This is a genomic window from Dickeya oryzae, assembly GCF_009372235.1.
Taxonomy (GTDB): Bacteria; Pseudomonadota; Gammaproteobacteria; order Enterobacterales; family Enterobacteriaceae; genus Dickeya; species Dickeya oryzae.
This window is the reverse complement of record NZ_SULL01000017.1, coordinates 136,551-160,560: the sequence shown is the minus strand read 5'-3', so window position 1 is coordinate 160,560 and position 24,010 is coordinate 136,551. Positions and strand designations below refer to the sequence as shown.

The window sequence follows — 24,010 nt, the reverse complement described above, 5'->3', positions numbered from 1 at the left end:
ACACCATGACAGACAGTCAACAAAAAGGCTCAATCTGGACCAAACTGCACATTGACCTGCCTTTCCTTCTGTGTGTAATGGCGTTACTGGGCTATAGCCTGTTCGTCATGTGGAGCGCCAGCGGGCAAGACCCCGGAATGATGGAGCGCAAAGTTGCTCAATGCGTGCTGGGGCTGGTCGTCATGATTGGCATGGCGCAGATTCCGCCACGGGTGTATGAAAGCTGGGCACCTTATCTGTACATTTTTTGCTTTATTCTGCTGGTGCTGGTGGATGTCTTCGGCCAAATCAGTAAGGGGGCGCAACGCTGGCTCGACCTCGGTGTGGTGCGCTTCCAGCCATCAGAAATCGCTAAAATTGCAGTACCGCTGATGGTGGCTCGCTATATCAACCGTGATATGTGTCCGCCGTCGCTAAAAAACACGGCTATCGCGCTGGCGTTAACCTTCGTCCCCACGCTGCTGGTTGCAGCCCAGCCGGACCTGGGTACCGCTATCCTGATTTGTGCGTCGGGTTTGTTCGTGCTGTTTCTTGCGGGCATGAGCTGGCGGCTGATTGCGGTTGCAGCCATTTTGCTGGCCGCGTTCATTCCCGTGTTGTGGTTTTTCCTGATGCATGATTATCAGCGCGACCGAATCATGATGCTGCTTGACCCGGAAACCGACCCTCTGGGGGCTGGCTACCATATTATTCAGTCGAAAATCGCAATAGGTTCCGGTGGCTTGAGCGGCAAAGGCTGGTTACAGGGCACTCAATCTCAATTAGAGTTCCTGCCAGAACGCCACACCGACTTCATTTTTGCCGTACTGGCAGAAGAGCTCGGCTTGATCGGCGTGCTGATTCTGCTGGCGCTTTATCTGTTCCTGATCACGCGGGGTCTGGTGATCGCCGCCAATGCGCAGACCTCCTTCGGCCGGGTGATGGTCGGCGGTCTGATGCTTATCTTTTTCGTGTATGTGTTTGTTAACATCGGCATGGTGAGTGGTATTCTGCCGGTGGTTGGTGTGCCGCTGCCGTTGGTCAGTTATGGCGGTTCGGCGCTGGTCGTCTTGATGGCGGGATTCGGTATCGTCATGTCGATACACACTCACCGCAAAATGTTATCCAAGAATTTATAGGGGTAAGCAATGCGTAAGGATTGGGTTTGGATTGGCGCGCTCAGCCTGGCTCTGGCTGGCTGTAGCGTCACGGAACAGCCGCAGTCTCCCTCACCGCAGGCCTCGGCATACAACGGCCCGGTAGAAGAAATCGGCGGTGTCGAACCGCGCTACGAACCTTATAACCCTGCCAACATGCAAGATTACAGCATGAATGGTAAAACATACCGTATTGTCAAAAACCCGGAAAACTTCAGTGAAAGCGGGTTTGCGGCCTGGCACGACAGAGAATCTGTCGGTAACCGCACCGCGACCGGTGAAGAATTCGATGTCAATGCGATGGCGGCAGCGCATCCAACGCTGCCTATTCCCAGTTATGTACGCGTGACCAACCTCAGCAACGGCCGTCGTCTGGTCGTGCGCATCAACGATCGCGGGCCTTATACGCCGGGCAGAATCATCGACCTGACCAAAGGGGCCGCCGACCGTCTTAACCTGTCCAATAATACCAAGGTGAAGGTAGACTTCATCAGCGTAGCACCGGACGGTACACTCTCCGGCCCGGGAACCATCGGTACACGTGTCGTGAAACAGAGCTTTGCCTTACCTGCACGCCCGACACTGGGCTCAAGCGGTATGGGAACTCCCATGATGGAAAGCGCGCCACAGCCTGCCGCTGCCGTACGGCCCATCAGCAATGCGACGCTGGTCCCTGCTACCAGTAACGCAGGTATGACTGGCGCTGCGGATGCCTCAGCCCCTCATACCACTAACGCAACCGGGGGCGGTTTCCTCGGCGCGCCTAAACCACTGCCCAGCGGTGTACTGGAAGGTTCAGAAACGACTCCCGCCGCGGCACCGGTTCGCTCAACACCAGCGGTCGGCGCCGCCTCTGTCGCCACGTCATCCCTTGCATCATCATCGGCAAGCGTGCCCGCAGGCTCGGGTAATATTGTGGTGCAGGTCGGGGCGCTGAGCGATCAGCAACGGGCGCAAACCTGGCTAAAAAGCCTGAACGAGCGTTTCCGCGTGCCCGGCAAGGTGACCCTGAGTAACGGCTTGTATCGCATACAGTTAGGCCCATTCCAGAACCGCCAACAGGCCGTTGATCTACAGCAGCGCCTGTCCAGCGAAGCACAGCAACCGTCATTTATCACGACGGTATCTGGCGCGCAGTAACGCATTGACTCCCGAAAGAGGGGTTAATCCCCTCTTTCTTTATCGACACAAGTGATAACGATACCACCTGTGGCGATCAGCAAAATCACGTAACGTATTGTCTGGTGCCGCCCCGATTTTCATCTGCTATAGTGTGGCTCGTTTTTTAACTTATACCCACGGATGTTGTTGTTCCAATCATGAAAACAGTAATCACGTCTTGTTTTACCAAACGTATTGCGCTCGGCACGTTGCTCGCCATCAGTGCATCCACTTTCGCCTACGCAGACGACATTAATCTGAAAACCATGATTCCTGCCGTCCCGGACATTGATGCCGAAGCGTACATCCTGATTGATTACAACTCGGGTAAAGTCCTGGCGGAAAAGAACGCCGACACCCGCCGCAATCCGGCCAGTCTGACCAAGATGATGACCAGTTATGTTATCGGGCAGGCGATTAAGTCCGGGAAAATTACGCCAAACGACGTCGTGACGATCGGTAAAGACGCCTGGGCAACTGGTAACCCCGATTTTCAGGGTTCATCACTGATGTTCCTCAAACCGGGTGATCGTGTACCGGTTTCCCTGCTGAATAAAGGGATCATTCTGCAATCCGGCAACGATGCTTGTGTGGCAATGGCAGATTACGTAGCAGGCAGCCAGGATGCGTTCGTCAACCTGATGAATGGTTACGTCAAGGCATTGGGCTTACAGAATACCAACTTCAAAACTGTTCATGGCCTGGATGCAGAAGGCCAGTACAGTTCAGCCCGCGATATGGCGCTCATTGGCCAGGCATTGATCCGTGATGTACCGGATGAATACGCGACCTATAAAGAAAAAGAATTTACCTTCAACAACATTCGCCAGTTGAACCGCAATGGTCTGTTGTGGGATAGCAGCCTGGCCGTGGATGGCATCAAAACCGGTCATACTGCGTCAGCAGGATATAACCTGGTCGCCTCAGCGACCGAAGGGCAAATGCGCCTGATTTCCGCAGTTATGGGCGGACGGACGTTCAAAGGCCGCGAAACAGAAAGCAAGAAACTGCTCACCTGGGGTTTCCGTTTCTTTGAAACCGTGGCACCGCTGAAAACCGGTAAAGAGTTTGCGTCTGAGCCGGTATGGTTCGGTAATAGTGACCGCGTATCATTGGGTGTGGATAAAGACGTTTATATCACCATCCCGCGTGGACGCATGAAAGACCTGAAAGCCAGCTATGTGCTGACCAATACAGAATTGCATGCGCCACTGGCTAAAAACCAGGTGGTAGGGACCATCAACTTCCAGCTCGACGGCAAAGTCATTGATCAGCGCCCGCTGGTTGTCATGAACGAAGTCAAAGAAGGCGGTATTTTCGGTCGTCTGTTTGATTACATCAAACTGATGTTCCACCGTTGGTTTAGTTGATCCCCCTTGAATGCTGAGTAACTGCCCTTATGTTGCTCACTTAAGGATCGACAACCCGCTTTCGGTCATACTTATACACTCCCGCTTCGGCGGGAGTGGTAATTTTTGTACTAATGAATAACTCTGGAGTCACCATGAAAACCAAACTCAACGAACTGCTTGAATTTCCATGTTCATTTACTTACAAGGTCATGGGGTTGGCAAAACCGGAGCTGGTGGATCTGGTTGTGGAAGTGGTTCAGCGCCATGCTCCCGGTGACTACACCCCACAGGTCAAGCCCAGTACCAAAGGCAATTACCACTCCGTATCGATTACCATCACCGCGACCCATATTGAGCAGGTTGAAACGCTCTACGAAGAACTGGGTAACATCGATATTGTGCGTGTCGTACTCTAACCAGCCCGACTCCCCGGACTTGTCTCCCTAATCCGGAGACAAGCGAGGAAACCGCTATTCGCTCCACTCTCCCCTCGCTATAATTGCGCTCATCCCTTCTTTACCCGACGATGACACTCTTGCAACAAGATACGTTCACAGCACGCAATACGATCATAGTGCGTCAATCAGGCATACAGCCTTATGAACCGGTATCGCAGGCCATGCATACCTTTACTGAGCAGCGGGATAGCAACAGCGCCGACGAGTTATGGCTGGTGCAGCATCTGCCCGTTTTTACCCAGGGTCAGGCAGGCAAAGCGGAACACGTCCTGATGCCTGGTGATATTCCGGTGATCCAAAGCGATCGCGGTGGTCAGGTCACCTATCACGGTCCCGGCCAGCAAGTGATGTATGTGCTGATTGATATCAAAAGACGTAAAGTGGGCGTACGCCAGTTAGTGACCGCTATCGAAAATACCGTCATCAACACGCTGGCGCATTATGCTGTTGAAGCGCATGCCCGCCCGGATGCTCCCGGTGTCTATGTCGGCGAGCGTAAAATTTGCTCGCTGGGATTGCGCATCCGGCACGGCTGCTCGTTTCATGGTCTGGCGCTAAATATTGCGATGGACCTGTCCCCTTTCCTGCGCATCAACCCTTGCGGCTATGCGGGTATGAGCATGACCCAGCTCAGTGAACTGGTTCCTGGTACAACGGTAGCCAACACCGCACCAGTCATGGTGAACGCGTTTATGACACAGTTGGACTACCAACAGCAGGAATGGCTGGACTGGGACTGGTCACAGCAGGGAGAACCGTACCCGCTGCATATCAAGTGACATCGACCAAAACCATTCAGTTACAGTTTATTTACATTGTTTCTGCATTTTGTTGTTCTATGGCTGCTCGTCAGAAGACAAAGATGATATAATTTTGTGAGTTTTTTAAAAAAAAGTTTAATCTCTCACGTAATCCAATGAATTTTAGATAAATTCATAACAGCGATTCAGAACTGGAAATTACGCAACCATGAGTAAACCGATTCAGATCGAACGTGGCGTCAAATACCGCGATGCAGACAAAATGGCCCTGATCCCGGTACGCACCGTCGCTACCGAGCGTCAGGAAATGCTCCGCAAACCAGAATGGATGAAGATAAAATTACCTGCGGACTCCAGCCGGATTCAGGGCATCAAGGACGCCATGCGCCGCAATGGTCTGCACTCGGTTTGCGAAGAAGCCTCCTGCCCTAACCTGGCGGAGTGTTTTAATCACGGTACCGCCACATTCATGATCCTTGGGGCTATCTGTACTCGCCGTTGCCCATTCTGTGATGTTGCCCACGGCCGCCCGCTGACGCCCGATGCCAACGAGCCGGAAAAACTGGCGCAAACTATCCATGATATGGGGTTACGTTATGTGGTCATCACATCGGTTGACCGCGATGACCTGCGTGATGGCGGTGCACAGCACTTTGCCGACTGTATCAGTGCGATACGTCGCAAAAACCCAACCATCAGAATCGAAACACTGGTGCCGGATTTTCGCGGCCGTATGGACCGCGCCCTGGATATTTTAACCGCCACGCCGCCAGACGTGTTCAACCATAATCTGGAAAACGTACCGCGTCTTTATCGTCAGGTTCGTCCGGGTGCCGATTATGAATGGTCGCTAAAATTGCTGGAGAAATTCAAAGCGTCGCATCCAACCATTCCGACCAAATCCGGTCTGATGGTGGGGCTGGGTGAAACCAACGACGAAATTCTGGATGTGATGCGCGATTTGCGTCGTCACGGTGTGACCATGCTGACGTTGGGACAATACCTGCAGCCCAGCCGTCATCACCTGCCAGTACAGCGTTATGTGCCGCCGGAAGAATTTGAAGAAATGAAAGCGGAAGCGCTGGCAATGGGCTTTACCCATGCCGCCTGTGGTCCGTTTGTTCGTTCTTCCTACCATGCAGACCTGCAGGCTAAAGGGATTGAGGTGAAATAACAGGTTATTACCTGCAACACTCCCTTACTAAAAACATGAGCAACACAAAAAGCGGATGGGTAACCCCCTCCGCTTTTTCGTTTCAATACTGTCAGCTGATACGCTTATTCTTTCGGACGCGTCTCGCTGATAGCAGCAGGATGTTCATCCTGAGCGGAAGATTTCGCCGCTGGCTGATCATCGTTCATGGCTTTCTTGAAGCCTTTGATAGCCGCGCCCAGATCGCCGCCCAGACTGCGCAATTTATTGGTGCCAAACAGCAGAACAATCAAGGCGCCAATCACTAAAAGTTTGGCAATACTGATACCTTCCATACATACCTACCTGATAATGTGAGCTGGAAAAGCCAGCGCGCTTTAATGCATTAATAATGCTCTTTTTAAATCGATATACCGGATAAGGCAATGCCTATCTGTAACAAAGTAAGACCCAACGCATTACCCGATGCATTTACCCGACCAGAAAAGCCTTACCCTTATCGTAATACAGGTGGCTTAAAGCGATTGTGATGTAGCACAGGTAACTGGCGACGAACGGTTTGAATTCGCTCCAGGTGCAATTCCGCCAGCAACAATTGCGGTTGCTCAGCAGCCTGAGCAATTACCACCCCCATAGGGTCTATCACCATGCTATTGCCGATATTCCTGTCACCACACTCTCCGGTCGCGACCAGATAGCAGGTATTTTCCAGCGCTCGGGTTCGCGCCAGTAACTCCCAGTGTGCTTCTTTGTGCGGCCCTTTCACCCAGGCCGCCGGGACGACCAGAACATCAGCACCGTTAATCGCCAACTGACGCGCCATCTCGGCAAAACGAATGTCGTAGCACACCATCAACCCGACCCGCATTCCCGCAATCTCCACCACTGGAGGCAACGCACTGCCCGGCGTCACCCGGCGGGACTCCTGTACCGAGAAAGCATCGTACAAATGCAATTTATGGTAATGAGCCAGGACTTCTCCCCGCCGGATAACCAGCAATGTGTTATGCACTTTCCCTTCTGCCGCCGGGGTATGCAAGGTAAACACAACGCTAATATCCAGTGACTGACTCGCCGCCAGCAACTGGCTAACAAAAGGGCCGGTTATCGGTTGGGCACACCCGACGCCCCATTCCGGGTCCGCATTATCACGCGCCAGAACAGCCTCCGGCAACACCAGCAGATCAGCACCGACAGATGCAGCCTGTACCATTAATGTCATGCAGGTCTGGGCATTGTCCTGCCATAAACGCTGAACAGCAAATTGACCAAGCGCCACCTTCATATCAGGCTCCTTCATAACAGGCGGATACATTTGGTAAAACTACCACGGCTACAAAACACGTCGGCATATAGGTAAACTTTATCAGACAGTAACGGAGATGACATTCCTCCATAAACGCCTTTCCGGCTGATGATGTCTACGCGTCCCTCAATCGGCATCACTCGTGCCCTTTCGAGAGTAGTCTAACTTACCCCTGAACGAAAAGGTGACTATGTACAGTACGTTACTTGCTATTTTTCTTGGCGGCGGATTGGGCAGCGTTGCACGCTGGCAATTGAGTGTGCGTTTTAACAGCCTGTTTCCCCAGATTCCGGCGGGCACGCTGCTGGCAAACCTGTCAGGAGCCTTCATTATCGGTGCCTGCATGAGCTATTTCATCCGCCAGCCTGACCTTCCGCCACACTGGAAACTGTTGCTCACAACCGGTTTCTGCGGTGGGCTGACAACGTTTTCCACCTTTTCCTACGAAATGGTGACCTTACTGCAGAGCGGTGAATGGACTGCGGCGTTGTTCAATCTGCTGCTTAATTTACTTGGTTCACTGATGATGACGGCACTGGCATTTGCGCTGATGGGCTGGCTGAGTACCCATTAAGAGAATGGGTAAAATACAAAATAAAAACCCGCCATCAGGCGGGTTTTTCAGGAAATCGGTATAATTAAATAGCGATAACGTTAGCAGCAGAAGGTCCTTTAGCGCCGCTGGTGATTTCAAACTCTACGCGCTGACCTTCAGCCAGGGTTTTGAAACCGTTGCTCTGGATAGCAGAAAAGTGAACGAATACGTCCTTGCTGCCATCTTCCGGAGTAATGAAACCGAATCCTTTGGACTCATTAAACCACTTAACGCTACCTTTAATCTTAGACATCAAACTTACCTTTACATGAATGAACGACACAAAATCTGTGTCAAATACAGTACAGCAAGTAGCGGCGCATTTGTCCAGCCGAACATCACCAAAAAGTGATAAAACATGATAAAAAAGCGAACTGACACCATTCATCCCACAGATTTACCAGCCGCATCGGCATTATCTGGCATCTTATGCGTGGGTGACCACTCTCTTTTTATTCGTACATTTTACTGGCACCGCAGTCATCGCAAACACCGGGGCGATAAACTGAGATGTCGGTGGCCTGAACCGGGGATCACATTGACTACTACTCCGGCGTCACCCAACTCATCCATCTTTGCCAGCGGATGTCGTTATCACCTTATGTCTTTACCACCTGAATCCTCGATCGACATGGCCCGCCGACATGGGTAACGACAAATGCAAATAATAGCCTCTTTTATTTACTCAGGCTTCCTCATTTCCCCTTCCTCTCCGGCGGCAGAAATCTGAAAAACATGAGCGAAAATTAGCGACATAGATCACAAAAATGAAAAGAGAAAAATGGGGTAAAACGGGGGAGTTTATGGATAACACAACCACCTTAAGCGAAAATTAATTTTTATAAATCAGTTCATTAAAAGCGCTGTCAGTCACATAAAAAAAGCAGCAACCCGTGGGTTGCTGCTTTGGTGACACTCAATATGGGTCCTGGTAACTAATGACAGTAAATAAAATTGTACTAGTCTAAATACATCAGCAATTACTTACGCAGCATTGCGTCGATGAAGCTTTTCCAGTTGTTGAGTTCGATTTCGATCATGTTGGTAGCTCCTTAAGGCTTTGTGGTCTTACAGGGTTATTATACGCTTCTTTTTTGACCAAGATAAAGACTTTGGGGCGCAGAAATGTGCTCTCTTTCGCATTTCCACAACTTTTCGTTAATTCCAACCCTATGATTTCTTAAGATAATTTTAATACTCTGCCGTATTTCATCGTTATACGGTATGCTTTTTCGCCTTATAACATGAAAAATAACGAGTTTTAAATATATGGCTATCACCCTGTATGGAATCAAGAACTGCGACACCATAAAGAAGGCCCGTCGCTGGCTGGAAGAGCATCGTATCGACTATCGCTTCCACGACTACCGGGCAGACGGATTAACCGCAGAGCGTCTGCAATCATTTATAGATGACATCGGCTGGCAGCCGTTGCTCAACACCCGCGGCACCACCTGGCGTAAGCTGGACGAAGCCTATCGCAACAGCATCAACAACGATGTGGCGGCAAAAGCTGTTATGCTGGAGCAACCGGCGTTGATAAAACGCCCGTTACTGATAACCGATGATGGGAAAACCCTGCTTGGTTTTAGTGACGACAGCTATCAGCACTTTTTTACGGAGAATACCGCACATGTCTTGCCCGGTAATTGAACTGGCCCAGCAACTCATTAAACGCCCGTCCCTCAGCCCGGATGACGCGGGCTGTCAGGCACTGATGATTGAGCGTCTGAAAGCTATCGGCTTTGTTATTGAAGCGATGGACTTCGGTGATACCCAGAACTTCTGGGCCTGGCGAGGCCAGGGAAAGACTCTGGCATTTGCCGGTCACACCGATGTGGTACCGGTTGGCAACCAAAGCCAGTGGCAGACCCCACCGTTTGAACCCACTATTCGCGATGGCATGTTGTTTGGGCGCGGTGCGGCAGACATGAAAGGCTCGCTGGCCGCCATGGTTGTGGCGGCAGAACGTTTTGTCGCAGCGCATCCTAATCATCAGGGGCGTCTGGCGTTTCTCATCACCTCTGACGAAGAAGCCAGTGCCGTTAACGGTACCGTCAAGGTGGTCGAAGCATTGATGGCACGCCAGGAACGGTTGGACTATTGCCTGGTCGGAGAGCCATCCAGTACCGAACGTGTTGGCGATGTGGTGAAAAATGGCCGACGCGGCTCCATCACCGCCAATCTACGGGTTCATGGCGTTCAGGGGCACGTTGCCTACCCACATCTGGCGGATAACCCGGTGCATCGGGCGATGTCTGCGCTCAATGAACTGGTGGAGACCGTCTGGGATCAGGGCAATGAGTTTTTCCCACCCACCAGCATGCAGATAGCCAATATCAACGCTGGTACCGGTAGCAATAACGTTATCCCCGGCGAACTGTTCGTCCAGTTCAATTTCCGCTTTAGCACTGAATTGACCGATGAACTGATTAAAGAGCGGGTCAAGGCGCTGCTGGACAGCCACCAACTTAATTACACACTGGAATGGCAGTTGTCTGGTCATCCATTCCTGACCGGACGCGGCGAACTGGTCGATGCCGTCGTCAACGCCGTGGAGCATTACAGTGAAATCACGCCGCAACTGCTGACTACCGGCGGTACGTCAGACGGTCGCTTTATTGCCCGTATGGGTGCGCAGGTTGTCGAATTGGGTCCGGTCAACGCCACCATCCATAAAGTGAACGAATGCGTCAGCGCTGCCGACCTGCAACTGCTCAGCCGCATGTATCAACGTATTATGGAGCAATTGATCGCATGATGTCCCCCGCCTGCCTGACTGGCAAAAGCGACCGCCATCTGGTGACGTTGAGCGGTTCACATCGTTTGCAGCGTGAAGCGGTCGCGGCGTTTACTGCCATGCAGCAGGCGGCGCGACAAGATGGATTCAATTTACAACCAGCCAGCACATTTCGCGATTTTGACCGCCAGCGCCAGATCTGGAATGGCAAGTTTACCGGTCAGCGCCCGCTGCTGGACCACCACTGCCAGCCGATCGATGCACTCACACTGGAGGAAGGCGCGCGTTGTGAGGCTATTCTGCGTTGGTCTGCATTGCCCGGCGGCAGCCGTCATCATTGGGGCAGTGATCTGGATGTTTACGACCCAGACTTATTACCCGCTGGCCAGAAATTGCAACTGGAACCCTGGGAATACCAGTCAGGTGGCTATTTTTCCGGTCTGAACGACTGGCTCACCGGCCATATGGCCCGCTTCGGTTTTTACCGGCCATTCGCCCAGGATAACGGTGGGGTCGCGATAGAACCCTGGCATATCAGCTACGCACCTCTGGCTCAGGTTGCTCAGTCACAGCTAACGCCTGAGTGCATTTTATACGCCTGGCAAGGCGAAGACATTGCCGGGCGGGAGTGGCTGGAACCCAATCTACCGAGCCTGTTTCAGCGCTTTATACTGTCTGTTGATACACAATATATCGGTTGATCAATATATCGGTTGATAGACAGCGTATCCGCTTATCTGCTGCATGCAGGTCTGTGATACTGACGGCCTGAAATAATGGCGGCTTACCCGCTACAATAAGGCGTATACGAGAAGATTCGCTAAAATAACGAGGAACAACCATGGGATGGCTGGCTGATTACTGGTGGGTGATACTGCTGGTGCTAGTGGGAATGCTGGTCAACGGTATCAAAGAGCTACGTCGCCTTGACCATAAACGCTTTTTGAATAACAAACCGCCTTTGCCGCCGCACCGCGATAACAACGCACAGTGGGACGACGAAGACGACTGGCCACAGAAAAAACCCTGAAACATACACTGAACATGATAAGGCCGGGTCACTATGTGGCCCGGCCTGTTTATTGATGGGCGGTTTCTGCCGCATTGGCGGTTTCTACCGCATTTCTCGCTTAAAATATATAGCGTAAAATACGTGGCTTATAACACGAACCCCGCCATCGGTCAGTTAGCGAAATGCCACCAGCTCACCGCGTTCCCCCATCACCGCCTCATCCCAGAAACGTTTAGGAATATAGTGATGCAGTCGGTCCAGCGCGTATTCCATCATGCGGCCATCAATGGCGTGCCCGAGTTGCGGCACCAGATCCAACGTAAAATCCGATCCCTGAGCGCGCAAACTCTGTGCTGCCTGCCGGGCATGATCCACGGTAATCACCGAGTCTTCCTCACCATGAACCAGATGGACCACAACATCATACATCGGCTGGTCAGGCAGCGTGGCAAAACGGCCACTGAATGCCACAACCCGCCCAGCCAGATTCTTCTCTGCTTTCAGCGCTTCCAGGATCATGATTGAGCCCTGAGAGAAACCAATCAACGCCGTGTGGGAATAATCGATTCCCGTGGATGCCTGCCAATAGCGAACCGTATCGATAAAACGCGGCATAACGGCATTCACGCGGCGGGCACGGTTATCTTCCGTTACCCCCTGAACCGAAAACCACTGGCGTCCTTCGCCCAAGCCAATCGCTTCCGGGCCCCCCACACTGATGACCTGCGCCATGGGAAATGCATTGGCAAAATAACGGCCAATCTGTCCCATAGAAACCGGGTTGTCGCCTACGCCGTGAAATAGTAAAAACAACTGCTTAGGTGAAGGTGGCTGTTGCACCACAAAATAGTCATGCTTCATATCGCCTCTCCTGCGGTTCTCTTCTGGGGGAACCGACTATGTAAAATATTCAGCGGTCACTATACGCCCCTCGATGGCGGGTCAATATTGAGGTTTATTGAACAAGTTATTCCATTATCCTGTATCAGGATCAGTGTATATGAACGGGGGAAATCAGCAGGTCATCTCACAGTTTTAGTTGCAAAATTGTGATCGTTACCACTTGAAATAAATCTGAGGAATAAAACCACTTATTTCGCTATAGGATAATGTCATGCCAGCGTTGCCATTGTGCGGCATCCAAATGCTGCAACGCCTGAACCGTTTCGGTACGCCAGCGCTGAACCAACGCCTTTTTACCCGTCAGTTGAAGCTGCTGAACGCACTCCGCCACGCTTCTCCCTTGCTCAAGCCACAGCCTTAAGGCCTCCAATGCCATCGGCGAGTGGAGTACCAAACGTGACAACGATCCCTGACAGGCTTCCGGCGGACGGTAAGCCAGAGCAAACCCCGCCAGATTACGCCAGTCATCAACCGTGAATGTCTGTTCTGTCTCCAGTGGCAAATCCAGCGTCAACGGAATATCGCGCCGCAGCCAAAACCAATCCCGACGTAATTCATGGTGTGCTAAAGCGGTCAACGCCTCCCCCGCTTCACTGAGCGGGAACAGTGCCATCGCGCTATAGCACCCACTGCTGGCCTCAACATGACTACCGATACGTACCAACCGGAACCCACAACGTTGCCAGAATTGCCACAAATCGGGCTGAAAACCGAAACTGACAGACAGAAAATCCAGTTGCGCCTGTTGAGCCCGTTGCTGTTGATCTCGCACCAGTGCCAGACCGATTCCCTGACCTCGATGGGCGGCTAGCACAGCGATACGACTGATACGACGCGATCGTAACACCGGTGCCTGCCATTGATTAGCGTGTGCGGCCAACGACTGCGCTACCAAATTTCCGCTTGGGCGACGGCGTCCGGCCCACACCTCCTGCGCCAGTGTCGCCGACAATCCCCCTTCATCCACCAGCCAGATAACCCCGCCAATCTTTTCGTCGACACAAGCGCTGGCAACATACATACCGGGGGCATCCATCAAGCGGCGTAAATCCAGCGCAGAAGTACGGTAATGGGCGCTACAGAGCAATCCATAGCAACCTTCCAGGCGTTCGGGCTGGCTCAGCCAGTCATCCTGCCGCTCCGGGCGAATAACAGGGGGAGCATCAAGTCGTTCCGGTACCTGTTTTTCGGCATCAAACAACATCATGCGGTCCACAATGTGCTCCAGCGGATCGTGTTGCGCCCAACGTAGTGGCTCAGTCAGTTCGATAGCCTGCCAGTCCGGCAATGAGGCACAAAATTTAAGCAGAAAACCACGTCCAGTCCCCTCATAGCCTTGAACCGTGGTTGTCATCACCACCCGACGGAAAAACGGCAATAACGAGCGCAATAGCGACGTAGGGATAGCGGCGGCTTCATCAATCAACAGCCAGTCTACCGGTGGTGTACCGTGCTGCTGACAGAACGCCAACAGGGCGTCCGGTGCCCAAAATGTTGCTGCCTCCCCGGCTTGTCGTAACAGAATCTCGCCGGCAGCGCGTGACGGTGCCGTTACCCAACATCCCCCCTGACACTGGCTCGCCAGCATACCGGACAGCGTTGATTTGCCACGCCCACGCGGTGCGGTAATCACCGACACGGCACACGTGGTATGCCGCAGTTGCTGCACGATGCGAGATTGGCAAGATGTCGGCTCACCGGTAGCAGGCAACCAATCCGGGCGACGAGCAGGGGGAGAAATTACCGGTTCGGCGTCTTGCTGGTGCCATACCACGACCTCTTCATCCGCCAACAGTTGGCGCTGCACATGTCGGATAAAACGAGGCGTGGCAATCGGCTGTGGTTGTTCACTCCAGCGCAGGCTATCGGCATCCGGGCTATCAGGCCACGACGCCCACTCGGGAACCAATAACACGAGCCAACTACCAGCCTTGAGCGCCCCAGCCAACATCGCCAGCGCTTGTGCATCGAAGCCTTCTCTGGCATCAAACACCGCGTGCAGATACTCCTGCCCTAACACTCCACGCACGCGCGAAGGCGCTAAAGGGGTCATGTGCTGCGGTGCCGATGTGCCGACCCACAACCAGTCGCCAGGCAGCAGAGCGCTCAAACGTACCGCCTGCTCGCCGCACCAGTCAGGCTGGCCGCTTAACACCAGCAGGCGACGAATGCCACAGCGCTGCTGATAATGCTGGCTGACAACGAAAGATTCCACGGCACTCCCCAAAGCACACTTAGCCTTTGCCGATCAGTAACGAGAGCAATCCCGCTGCAATCAGTGGCCCCACTGGCACACCACGAAATAGCGCCACCCCCATCACGGTACCCACCAGCAAACCGGCCACAACCGAGGGTTGGTTACTCATCAGTGTAACGCCTCGCCCACCGAGCCAGGACACTGCAACACCGATGGCCACCGCCAGTAACGATTTCCAGTGTAAAAACGAAGCGAACACATCACCGGCAGAAATTTTGCCGCTGGCAATCGGTGCCATCACACCGATGGTGAGTACCAGCACCCCAAATGACAGGCCATATTTTTCCACCCACGGGAAATAGTGATTCAGCGGCGTAATACGCACCACCACCAAAAACAAAATAGCCAGGGTAACCGTCATGTTCTGGCTGATAATACCGAGGGCAGCCAATGCCAGTAAGATAAGTAACGTTGGGTCAAAAAAGGCCATAAAACATATCCTTGCCGGAATCAGTCGACACACAGGCGGAGAATAATAGCACTCATTTCACACAGGCAGCATGATTCACTAAAGCAATATGAAGAGTGCCACGCAGCAGGAGGCCAGCCGCGAAGAGGCATCAGAGAGACCTACGTCAGGCAGTATCCGGCAACGGGCTGACAGGCACCGACTTGTCAGACAAATCGCTACCAGACAGACCTTTGGCAGATTAACAGGTATCAGGTAAACAGCTGTCCCGTTCTGGCAACCGGAAACCACAGCCGCCTGCCAGAACGTAAACGATTGCGCAGTTAGTCCAGTTTAACACCCAGACGGTGTGCGACTTCTTCATAGGCTTCAATCAGGCCACCCAGGCTCTGACGGAAACGGTCTTTATCCATTTTGTTCAGGGTTTCTTTATCCCACAGGCGGCTACCGTCCGGCGAGAACTCATCGCCCAGCACCACTTCGCCTTTGAACAGACCGAACTCCAGCTTAAAGTCCACCAGGATCAGACCTGCATCGCCGAACAGCTTGCTCAGTACTTCATTGGCTTTGTAGCTCAGTTCCTTCATACGTGCCAGATTCTCTTCACTGACCCAGCCGAAGGTCTTGCAGTAGGACTCGTTCACCATCGGGTCGTGCATGGCGTCGTTTTTCAGGAACAGGTCGAACAATGGCGGATTGAGAATCTCACCTTCCGTGATACCCAGACGTTTAACAAGCGACCCCGCAGCACGGTTACGCACTACGCATTCAACCGGCACCATTTGCAGCTTCTTCACCAGTACTTCAGTATCCGACAGCAGGCTCACCATCTGGGTTGGGATCCCAGCTTCTTCCAGCTTGGTCATGATGAAATGGTTGAACTTGTTATTCACCATCCCTTTACGATCAAACTGCTCAATGCGAGCACCATCCCCTGCTGACGTATCATTGCGGAACTCCAACACCAACAGATCCGGATCTTCCGTGGTGTAGACCGTTTTCGCTTTTCCGCGATACAACTCAGCTAGCTTTTGCATCTTTTATTACTCCACACAAGTAAGGGCCACCCGCACCGGGCCCGTTAATTGAACGTGTTGATAAACCCATCACGTTGATGACTAAATGAAGAAGGGCCGGAGAACCCGACCCTTATACCCGTCATACTTCAAGTTGCATGTGCGTTGGCTTTATTACTCGGCCCATCCCAAGGCCTCGCGAACTGCGTTCAAATCTGCTCACGGCAGATTTGTCGCTCACCCCAGTCACTTACTTAAGTAAGCTCCTGGGGATTCGCTGCGTCGCCGCCTGCCTGCAACCCGAATTATTTAGGGTATATATTCTTGCGTTTTACGACTTGCTGAACGCGCCCTGCAACACGGCGACCAGCGCGTCATTTTGCGACTGGCTTAGCGTATGTCCTTTAGAGTCGATAAATTGCAGCGTACTGCGGTTGCCCAAATCACCGACCTGCAGTTTGTAATCGCCGTTCGGCAATTGTGGATCGCGCGCGCCCAGTTCGTTCCAGGTTCCGCTACCCGGCGCCTTATAGCTGACAGACACCGATCCTTGCGGACGGCTGCGATCGTTAACGGTCATCCCAACTTTATCCAGCGCTTTCGGCAGGCGGTCCCATACCTGATTGTAGGAACCACGCACCACCAGCAACGGCAGACCAGAATCATCAGCGCCGCTCTGAACATTGAGCTGCTGGCTGTTACGACTAGCCTGAGCGCTGTCATTATCGTTCAGACGCTTATCCAGTTCGTCAGACAGCGTATTGAGCATCATCGCGGTATAACGCCGAGTTTCGCTACTATCTGTCACCGGGCTGGTGTTCTGCTGCAGATCCAGCAGTTTCACGGTCAGCGCCAGTTGATAGCCTTGCGTCTGCAGCGTTATCTGGTAACGCGCCTGATGCGCAACATCCTCATCTTCACGCTTCCAGGTGATCCAATCGGTCGTCAGCGTTCGGTTGGCATCCTGGCGACTGGCAATCGTATAACCTTTTGACTGGAGGACTTGCGTCAACACCGACCACAGGCTGCTGTTGCGCGCATTGTTCTCCAGCAACAGCGTCGCCGTATTGCCAGATACCTGACCGCGGGAACCATTCAACAAAGCCAATGGCTGCATCGGCGGGCGAATATCCAGCGCTTTACCAACCAGCCCATTCTGGTTGACCGGAGGAATATCGAAATCCCCGTTCTGCAACGGCAGAATCAGACCGGGCGGTACATTCAACGCCCGATGTTCGGGGGTTTGCAGATAGGATTCATCGCCGTTAACCTGACGCTTGTAGCGTTGATCGCTGGTACAGGCGGCCAGCAACATGATCAGCGAAACACCGACAACCTTTGCCACCATCGACTTTTGCAATGAAGAACTCATCAAATCTCCCTAACGGTTACAGCAGACCCGCCTGCTTCATAGCCTGCTCCATCACGTCACGACCAGCATCGGTCAGCGGCGTCATCGGCAGACGAAGCGTGTCGGTCGCCATCAATCCCAATGCCTTACAGGCCCATTTCACCGGAATCGGATTGGGTTCAACAAACAGTTTATGATGCAACGGCATCAGACGCTGATTCAGACGGCGGGCTTCAACGAAATTCCCTTGAGCCGCCAGCTCGCACAGCGCCGCCATTTCACGGGCCGCGATATTGGCTGTCACGGAAATCACGCCGTTGCCACCGAGTTGCATAAAGTCCAGCGAGCTGGCGTCGTCGCCGCTCAGCAAAATGAAATCTTCATGAACCAGCTCTTGGATCTGGCTGACACGGCTTAAGTTCCCGGTCGCTTCCTTGATGGCAACAATATTTTTGACTTCTGACAGACGGGCGACGGTTTCCGGCAACATGTCACAACCTGTACGGGATGGCACATTGTAGAGGATCTGCGGCAGGTCGGTATGCTCGGCAATCGCCTTGAAATGCAGGAACAAACCATGCTGGGTCGGCTTGTTGTAATACGGCGTCACGGTCAGGCACCCGGCCACACCCGTATCGTTAAAACGCTGGGTGAGGGAAATCGCCTCAGCCGTTGAATTAGCACCGGTACCGGCGATGACTGGGATTCGGCCGTCGCTTAATTCCAGTGTCAACATCACCACGTCGCCATGCTCATCGTGACTCAAGGTGGCGGACTCGCCGGTGGTACCGACCGACACAATCGCGGACGTACCGCTAGCAACATGATAATCAATCAGTTTTTTCAGGCTCGCACGATCAACGGCACCTTTGTCGTCCATCGGCGTCACCAGAGCAACAATACTACCCGTAAACATTAGCCATCCCCTCCACAAACAAGTGCTTCATGGTACTTTTGACTTCTATGCAAAAGCAAGCAGACAACCGTGGTTGTCTGCGCTTGGCAGGTGGTTTTTTTTATGTTTACCATGTTACTCCCAACATTTTGTACAGGAAGCACTATTTTGCCGCGCCCACAAGAACACTATCTGGTCATTACCGCGTTGGGGACGGACCGTCCCGGTATCGTTAATACGATTACCCGCCATGTCAGTAGCTGTGGTTGCAACATCGAAGATAGCCGACTTGCGATGCTGGGCACCGAGTTCACGTTTATCATGTTGCTTTCTGGCAGTTGGAACGCGATTACGCTTATCGAGTCCACCCTGCCACTCAAAGGTGTCGAACTGGATTTGCTGATTGTGATGAAACGTACAGAATCGCAGTCCCGCCCACCGATGCCGGCTACCGTGTGGGTCAAAGTGGATGTTGCTGACTCCCCACACATCATTGAACGCTTTACTGATCTGTTTGATTCTCATCAAATGAACATCGCCGAGCTGGTGTCAAAAACCCGCCCTGCCGATGGCGATACACCGCCGCAACTGTATATCCAGATTACGGCGCACAGCCCGGCTGCGTTAGCCGGTTCAATTATTGAGCCAGCCTTTCATCAGCTATGTACAGAACTGCACGCGCAAGGCAGTATTAGCGTTGTGAACTATCCACAGCACGAAGAGAAAGATGGAGAGTAGTGATGACCACACTGAAAGCCGGTGATACCGCACCGAAATTTAGCTTGCCCGACCAGGATGGCGAACAAGTTAATTTGGCCGACTTCCAGGGACAACGGGTGTTGGTGTATTTCTATCCCAAGGCCATGACGCCAGGTTGCACCGTGCAAGCCTGTGGGCTTCGCGATAACATGGACGAGCTGAAGACATTCGGCGTTGAGGTTCTGGGTATCAGCACCGATAAGCCGGAGAAATTGTCCCGCTTTACGGAAAAAGAACTGCTGAACTTTACCTTGCTGGCTGATGAAGACCATCAGGTAGCAGAACAGTTCGGCGTATGGGGTGAAAAAACCTTCATGGGTAAAACCTATGATGGCATTCACCGGGTCAGTTTTCTTATCAACGCTGAAGGCAACATCGAAAAAGTATTCGATGACTTCAAGACCAGTAATCACCACGATATCGTATTGAATTACTTAAAAGGTGCCTGAACCTTTTCCTTTTCTTGATTATTCTGCTCCTGATTATTGCCGACGCGGTATTCGTGTGCGTCGGCAAACCACAAACCACCACGCATTTCCCATTTTTTACACCGCCTTTTTCCCTATTCATGTTTCATTGTGTGCCACTGCTGGCTAAGATGATGACCATTCTTTCAGGTTGTTCGAAAGGTTGTCTTCGTTATGTCCTATCGGTTCAAACAGACGGTCATCGCCCTACTGGCAGGCGCGTTACTGAGCGCAAGCCCGCTGATGGTCACAGCCACGACACAGGACACGTTGCCGGATATCGGCACCACCGCTGGCGGAACGCTCAGTATTAATCAGGAACTGGTGATGGGGGATTTCTACCTGCGCCAGTTGCGTGCCGGTGCGCCGCTGATTAACGACCCGTTGTTGCTGCAGTACATCAATCAGTTGGGCGGACGGTTGGTGAAGTCGGCCGATTCCGTGCGTACGCCGTTTCACTTTTTTCTGGTCAACAACGACGAAATCAACGCCTTCGCCTTCTTCGGTGGCAATGTCGTGCTGCACTCCGGGCTATTCCGCTATGTGGAAAGTGAAAGTGAGCTGGCCTCGGTACTGGCGCACGAAATCTCCCACGTAACCCAGCGCCATCTGGCTCGCGCCATGGAAGCTCAGAAAGCCAGCGCACCGCTCGCCTGGGCTGGCGCGTTTGGTTCACTGCTACTGGCGATGGCAAACCCACAGGCCGGGATCGCCGCACTCAGCGGTACGCTGGCAGGCGCACAGCAAAGCGTCATCAGCTTTACCCAAGCGAATGAACAGGAAGCAGACCGCATCGGGATTCAGGTATTACAACGAGCCGGCTTTGACCCACAGGCGATGCCCAATTTCCTGCAACGACTGGCGGATATCTCGCGCTACGCCACTAAACCACCGGAAATATTGCTGACGCACCCGTTGCCGGAAAGCCGACTTTCGGACGCCCGCAACCGCGCCAATCAGATGAAATCCACCCCGGTGCACTCCTCGCAGGATTTTCTATTCGCCAAGGCGCGTGTGTTGGGGATGTACGTCTCGCAAGATAACCCGTATGGTGCCGCCCTGTTAGACAACTGGGCCAAAGGCAACGCACGCGAGCAGTTGGCGGCTCAATACGGCCGAGCTATTCGGGCCTATCAAGCCAAAAAGTACGATGAAGCACGCGCGACGCTGCAACCCTTGCTGGATAAATCGCCATCAAGTCCCTGGTTTCTTGATCTGATGACGGATATCGATATCGGTCAGCAGCGAGCGGATCAAGCCGTCGCCCGTTTGCAGAAAGTGCCGGATGCGCAGGACAACCCAGTCCTGCAGATCAATCTGGCTAACGCGATGGTAGAAAGCCGTAAATCCGCCGACGCTATTCGTATCTTGCGTAAATACACCTATGCCCATCCGGACGATCCAAATGGCTGGGACTTACTGGCGCAGGCTTCTGCCGCCCAGAATATGCGCGGTGAAGAGCTGGCATCCCGGGCGGAAAGCCTGGCACTTAACGGCAAACTGGATCAGGCGATTCGTTTGCTGAGTAACGCCAGCTCACAAAGCAAGCTCGGCAGCCTCGATCAGGCACGCTACGACGCCCGCATCGACCAGTTACGTGCGATGCAGCAACGTTTCCGCCCTTATGAAAAATCCTGAAAAAGGTGAATGTAATGAGTAAATCGGTGACCATCTATCATAATCCCCGTTGCTCCAAGAGCCGCGAAACACTGACGCTGCTCCAGCAACAAGGCATCGAACCAGAGGTGGTGTTGTATCTGGATACGCCACCGGATGCCGCTGCCCTCACCAGGCTGATTAAACAACTGGGATTTAGCAGTGCGCGCGAACTGATGCGTCGAAAAGAAGAGTTGTACCGCGAATTGAATCTGGCTGACGACACACTGACAGAGGCTCAACTGATTGAGGCAATGGTCACCCACCCGAAATTGATTGAACGCCCAATCGTGGTTGCCAACGGCCACGCTAAACTGGGTCGCCCACCAGAGCAGGTGCTGGATATCCTGTGACAGATGGCATTACAGCCCGAGGATCTCTTTGACGAAAGGGATCGTCAGTTTACGTTGGGCGGTGATGGACGCGTGATCGAGCTGGTCCAGCGTCATAAATAACGTGCGCATTTCCCGATCCAGCCGCTTTAGCAAAAAGCGGCTGACGTCTTCCGGCAGTTCAAAGCCACGCAACCGAGCCCGCAATTGTAACGCCTCGCCTTTTTCTTCATCCGACAACGGCTGCAACCGATAGATTTGCCCCCAGTCGAGACGCGAAGCCAGATCCGCCAGTTGCAGATTGATCTGACGCGGCGGACGATCGCCGGTAATCAGCAAGCGGGTGCGTCCACCTTCCTGAATGCGGTTGTATAGATTAAACAGTGCCATTTCCCACGCATCGTCACCGGCGATCGCTTCAATATTATCGATACAGACCAGCGACAGTTGCTCCATCCCGTCCAGTACCTCTGGAACGAAATAGGCACGCTTATCTAACGGCACATAACCGACTGCACGACCAAGACGGGACAATTCAGCGCAAGCTGCATGCAGCAGGTGACTACGGCCGCCGCCTTCACGTGACCAGAAATAGATGTAACTGCCATGTTCCTGATCTAACGTCGTATGGATAGCAGCCAGCAGAGACGTGTTTTCTCCCGGGTAGAAACTGGCAAAGGTTTCGTCATCGGGTAAATAGAGTGGCAATGATAACTGTGCCGGTGTGTTCAGAAGCACCTCAAACCAAACAGGCAGGAAAACGAATCAAGTTTAGCATAGAAACCTTTTGCGATTGAACCGGCATCCAGCCGGTTCAACGCACCGCCCGTCGCAACATCAACGGGCCGGAGAATTAGTGTGCAGAAGAGGAGTGAGCAGAAGAAGTGTTGTCGTCCACCTCATCAATCACCTCTTCTTCTTTACGGAACAGGCTGATAACGCGAAACACGAGGCTCAGGAACACACCCACCACCGTGGCCAGCGCCATCCCTTTGAGCTCGACCGCGCCCAGGTGGATCTTCGCGCCGCTGACGCCGATGATCAGGATGACCGAGGTCAGGATCAGGTTCTGTGCCTTGTTGTAATCCACTTTGGATTCGATCAGCACACGAATACCGGATGCACCGATAACACCGTACAACAGCAGCGATACGCCGCCCATCACCGGAACCGGCACCGCCTGAATTGCCGCAGCCAGCTTACCGACACAAGAGAGCAGAATCGCAATGATCGCCGCGCCGCCGATAACCCAGGTACTGTACACTTTGGTAATCGCCAGTACGCCGATATTCTCACCGTAAGTCGTATTCGGTGTGGAACCAAAAAAGCCGGATAACATGGTAGAAATACCGTTAGCAAACAACGACCGGTGCAAACCTGGGTCACGCATCAGATCTTTTTTCACGATATTGGCGGTGACCACCAGATGGCCCACATGTTCGGCGACTACCACCAGCGCGGCCGGCAGTACCGTCAGCATCGCCACCCACTCAAAACGCGGTGTATAAAAGGTGGGTAAAGCGAACCAGTGCGCCTGAGCGATCGGCGTTAAATCCACCATGCCCATCACGAAAGCAAGCGCATACCCTACCAGTACGCCAATCAGGATAGGGATAATCGCCAGAAAACCGCGAAACAAGACGGAGCCCAGCACGGTTACCGCTAGCGTGACCAGTGAAACAGTGACAGTCTTGGTATCCATTTCAGTACCGGCAGCAGGCAGCAAGCCCGCCATGTTGGCCGCCACACCCGCCAGTTCCAGCCCGATTACCGCGACAATCGCCCCCATCGCCGCCGGTGGGAAAATCACGTTCAGCCAGCCAGTTCCGACTTTTTTCACCAGCAACGCCACCAGACAAAACAGTGCGCCGCACAGAATAAAGCCGCCCAGCGCCACTTCATATCCCTGCGGCAATAGCAGAAAGACCGGCGAGAGAAACGCAAAACTAGAACCCAGATACGCCGGGATTTTACCTTTACAGATAAACAGATAAAGCAGTGTCCCGATGCCGTTGAACAGCAGTACGGTTGCCGGGTTAATTTTGAACAGAATGGGCACCAGTACGGTGGCTCCGAACATCGCAAACAGATGCTGGAAACTCAGCGGTATCGTTTGCAAAAGTGGGGGGCGTTCACTGACGCCGATGGCGCGACGAGTCATCGTGTTTTCCTCTGTGTCTCAGACTGAAAAATACCGGGAACCCCGGCAGAAAGTTCAGCGCCGACCACTCTTCATCTCATCGACGCTGAAAAAATCTCGCCATCCGTGGAATACGCAGGGGCCAGCCGTT

The 24,010-nt window shown here is 53.0% G+C and carries 27 protein-coding genes and 1 riboswitch; of the genes, 15 read left to right on the top strand and 12 right to left on the bottom strand.

The features are described from left to right. Positions 1-5: 5 nt before the first annotated feature. From mrdB to lipA, 6 genes are all read left to right on the top strand, one after another. On the top strand, positions 6-1,118 hold the full coding sequence (gene mrdB, locus FAZ14_RS18585; protein ID WP_016941986.1) for a peptidoglycan glycosyltransferase MrdB: 1,113 nt from the start codon (positions 6-8) through the stop codon (positions 1,116-1,118). Between the two features lie 9 nt (positions 1,119-1,127). After that, complete coding sequence (rlpA, locus tag FAZ14_RS18580) at positions 1,128-2,276, top strand: endolytic peptidoglycan transglycosylase RlpA (RefSeq protein ID WP_038925187.1); 1,149 nt, start codon at positions 1,128-1,130, stop codon at positions 2,274-2,276. 179 nt (positions 2,277-2,455) lie between these two features. Then, positions 2,456-3,667 (top strand): D-alanyl-D-alanine carboxypeptidase DacA, encoded by a 1,212-nt coding sequence (gene dacA / locus FAZ14_RS18575; RefSeq protein WP_016941988.1) that lies wholly within the window; start codon positions 2,456-2,458, stop codon positions 3,665-3,667. A 134-nt stretch (positions 3,668-3,801) separates the two neighbouring features. Next, a complete protein-coding gene (ybeD, locus tag FAZ14_RS18570) occupies positions 3,802-4,065 on the top strand; it encodes a DUF493 family protein YbeD (protein WP_012883855.1) in 264 nt (87 codons plus the stop codon). Positions 4,066-4,175: 110 nt separating this feature from the next. Then, positions 4,176-4,886, top strand: coding sequence for a lipoyl(octanoyl) transferase LipB (gene lipB / locus FAZ14_RS18565; RefSeq protein WP_029456412.1), 711 nt, complete (start codon positions 4,176-4,178; stop codon positions 4,884-4,886). A 190-nt stretch (positions 4,887-5,076) separates the two neighbouring features. Beyond that, a complete protein-coding gene (gene lipA / locus FAZ14_RS18560; RefSeq protein ID WP_012883853.1) occupies positions 5,077-6,042 on the top strand; it encodes a lipoyl synthase in 966 nt (321 codons plus the stop codon). A gap of 104 nt (positions 6,043-6,146) precedes the next feature. Here lipA and tatE read toward each other — a convergent pair whose 3' ends face one another. Both tatE and FAZ14_RS18550 read right to left on the bottom strand, forming a co-directional pair. Continuing rightward, the gene (gene tatE / locus FAZ14_RS18555) at positions 6,147-6,356 is read right to left on the bottom strand and encodes a twin-arginine translocase subunit TatE (protein ID WP_012770646.1); all 210 of its coding nucleotides are present in this window, start codon (positions 6,354-6,356) and stop codon (positions 6,147-6,149) included. A gap of 161 nt (positions 6,357-6,517) precedes the next feature. Beyond that, on the bottom strand, positions 6,518-7,306 hold the full coding sequence (locus tag FAZ14_RS18550; RefSeq protein ID WP_016941990.1) for a deaminated glutathione amidase: 789 nt from the start codon (positions 7,304-7,306) through the stop codon (positions 6,518-6,520). An 84-nt stretch (positions 7,307-7,390) separates the two neighbouring features. Next, positions 7,391-7,452: riboswitch (Fluoride riboswitch) on the top strand. A gap of 65 nt (positions 7,453-7,517) precedes the next feature. On the opposite strand from FAZ14_RS18550, the gene crcB reads away from it, so the two are divergent. Continuing rightward, complete coding sequence (gene crcB / locus FAZ14_RS18545; protein WP_038925186.1) at positions 7,518-7,901, top strand: fluoride efflux transporter CrcB; 384 nt, start codon at positions 7,518-7,520, stop codon at positions 7,899-7,901. A 64-nt stretch (positions 7,902-7,965) separates the two neighbouring features. Here crcB and cspE read toward each other — a convergent pair whose 3' ends face one another. Together cspE and ypfM are read right to left on the bottom strand one after the other, a co-directional pair. Next, a complete protein-coding gene (gene cspE, locus FAZ14_RS18540) occupies positions 7,966-8,175 on the bottom strand; it encodes a transcription antiterminator/RNA stability regulator CspE (RefSeq protein WP_009113827.1) in 210 nt (69 codons plus the stop codon). A gap of 727 nt (positions 8,176-8,902) precedes the next feature. Next, the gene (gene ypfM, locus FAZ14_RS20495) at positions 8,903-8,962 is read right to left on the bottom strand and encodes a protein YpfM (protein WP_146214195.1); all 60 of its coding nucleotides are present in this window, start codon (positions 8,960-8,962) and stop codon (positions 8,903-8,905) included. Positions 8,963-9,191: 229 nt separating this feature from the next. On the opposite strand from ypfM, the gene FAZ14_RS18530 reads away from it, so the two are divergent. From FAZ14_RS18530 to FAZ14_RS18515, 4 genes are all read left to right on the top strand, one after another. Continuing rightward, on the top strand, positions 9,192-9,575 hold the full coding sequence (locus FAZ14_RS18530; RefSeq protein ID WP_016941992.1) for an ArsC family reductase: 384 nt from the start codon (positions 9,192-9,194) through the stop codon (positions 9,573-9,575). Further along, entirely contained in the window at positions 9,556-10,683 is a 1,128-nt protein-coding gene (gene dapE / locus FAZ14_RS18525) for a succinyl-diaminopimelate desuccinylase (protein WP_016941993.1), read from the top strand. The genes FAZ14_RS18530 and dapE overlap by 20 nt, the downstream gene beginning before the upstream one ends. Next, positions 10,680-11,363, top strand: coding sequence for a M15 family metallopeptidase (locus tag FAZ14_RS18520; protein ID WP_038925183.1), 684 nt, complete (start codon positions 10,680-10,682; stop codon positions 11,361-11,363). Before dapE ends, FAZ14_RS18520 begins: the two co-directional genes overlap by 4 nt. A 140-nt stretch (positions 11,364-11,503) precedes the next feature. Continuing rightward, positions 11,504-11,692 carry a YpfN family protein gene (locus tag FAZ14_RS18515; RefSeq protein ID WP_016941995.1) on the top strand — a complete coding sequence of 63 codons (189 nt, stop codon included), beginning with the start codon at positions 11,504-11,506 and terminating at the stop codon, positions 11,690-11,692. Positions 11,693-11,848: 156 nt separating this feature from the next. Here the strand turns inward: FAZ14_RS18515 and ypfH are convergent, their stop codons facing one another. The 6 genes from ypfH to dapA all read right to left on the bottom strand — a co-directional run bounded on the left by ypfH (position 11,849) and on the right by dapA (position 18,526). Further along, complete coding sequence (gene ypfH / locus FAZ14_RS18510; protein ID WP_153508995.1) at positions 11,849-12,535, bottom strand: esterase; 687 nt, start codon at positions 12,533-12,535, stop codon at positions 11,849-11,851. 238 nt (positions 12,536-12,773) lie between these two features. Further along, positions 12,774-14,792 carry a tRNA(Met) cytidine acetyltransferase TmcA gene (locus FAZ14_RS18505; protein ID WP_153508994.1) on the bottom strand — a complete coding sequence of 673 codons (2,019 nt, stop codon included), beginning with the start codon at positions 14,790-14,792 and terminating at the stop codon, positions 12,774-12,776. A gap of 19 nt (positions 14,793-14,811) precedes the next feature. Continuing rightward, entirely contained in the window at positions 14,812-15,264 is a 453-nt protein-coding gene (locus FAZ14_RS18500) for a DUF441 domain-containing protein (RefSeq protein WP_016941998.1), read from the bottom strand. A 302-nt stretch (positions 15,265-15,566) separates the two neighbouring features. Further along, complete coding sequence (purC, locus tag FAZ14_RS18495; RefSeq protein ID WP_038925180.1) at positions 15,567-16,280, bottom strand: phosphoribosylaminoimidazolesuccinocarboxamide synthase; 714 nt, start codon at positions 16,278-16,280, stop codon at positions 15,567-15,569. Positions 16,281-16,590: 310 nt separating this feature from the next. After that, positions 16,591-17,631: an outer membrane protein assembly factor BamC gene (gene bamC / locus FAZ14_RS18490; RefSeq protein ID WP_029456413.1), complete on the bottom strand. Its 1,041-nt coding sequence runs from the start codon at positions 17,629-17,631 to the stop codon at positions 16,591-16,593. A 16-nt stretch (positions 17,632-17,647) separates the two neighbouring features. Continuing rightward, the gene (gene dapA, locus FAZ14_RS18485; protein ID WP_012883840.1) at positions 17,648-18,526 is read right to left on the bottom strand and encodes a 4-hydroxy-tetrahydrodipicolinate synthase; all 879 of its coding nucleotides are present in this window, start codon (positions 18,524-18,526) and stop codon (positions 17,648-17,650) included. 147 nt (positions 18,527-18,673) lie between these two features. Here dapA and FAZ14_RS18480 point away from each other — a divergent pair, with 147 nt between their 5' ends. From FAZ14_RS18480 to arsC, 4 genes are all read left to right on the top strand, one after another. Further along, complete coding sequence (locus FAZ14_RS18480) at positions 18,674-19,243, top strand: glycine cleavage system transcriptional repressor (RefSeq protein WP_012883839.1); 570 nt, start codon at positions 18,674-18,676, stop codon at positions 19,241-19,243. A 2-nt stretch (positions 19,244-19,245) separates the two neighbouring features. Continuing rightward, the gene (bcp, locus tag FAZ14_RS18475; RefSeq protein WP_012883838.1) at positions 19,246-19,713 is read left to right on the top strand and encodes a thioredoxin-dependent thiol peroxidase; all 468 of its coding nucleotides are present in this window, start codon (positions 19,246-19,248) and stop codon (positions 19,711-19,713) included. A gap of 192 nt (positions 19,714-19,905) precedes the next feature. Next, complete coding sequence (gene bepA / locus FAZ14_RS18470; RefSeq protein ID WP_016942002.1) at positions 19,906-21,369, top strand: beta-barrel assembly-enhancing protease; 1,464 nt, start codon at positions 19,906-19,908, stop codon at positions 21,367-21,369. A 14-nt stretch (positions 21,370-21,383) separates the two neighbouring features. After that, positions 21,384-21,740, top strand: coding sequence for an arsenate reductase (glutaredoxin) (arsC, locus tag FAZ14_RS18465; protein WP_038925179.1), 357 nt, complete (start codon positions 21,384-21,386; stop codon positions 21,738-21,740). A 9-nt stretch (positions 21,741-21,749) separates the two neighbouring features. Here arsC and hda read toward each other — a convergent pair whose 3' ends face one another. Both hda and uraA read right to left on the bottom strand, forming a co-directional pair. Next, a complete protein-coding gene (gene hda, locus FAZ14_RS18460) occupies positions 21,750-22,457 on the bottom strand; it encodes a DnaA inactivator Hda (RefSeq protein WP_016942004.1) in 708 nt (235 codons plus the stop codon). A gap of 115 nt (positions 22,458-22,572) precedes the next feature. Next, the gene (gene uraA, locus FAZ14_RS18455; protein WP_153508993.1) at positions 22,573-23,880 is read right to left on the bottom strand and encodes a uracil permease; all 1,308 of its coding nucleotides are present in this window, start codon (positions 23,878-23,880) and stop codon (positions 22,573-22,575) included. Between the last annotated feature and the right edge of the window lie 130 nt (positions 23,881-24,010).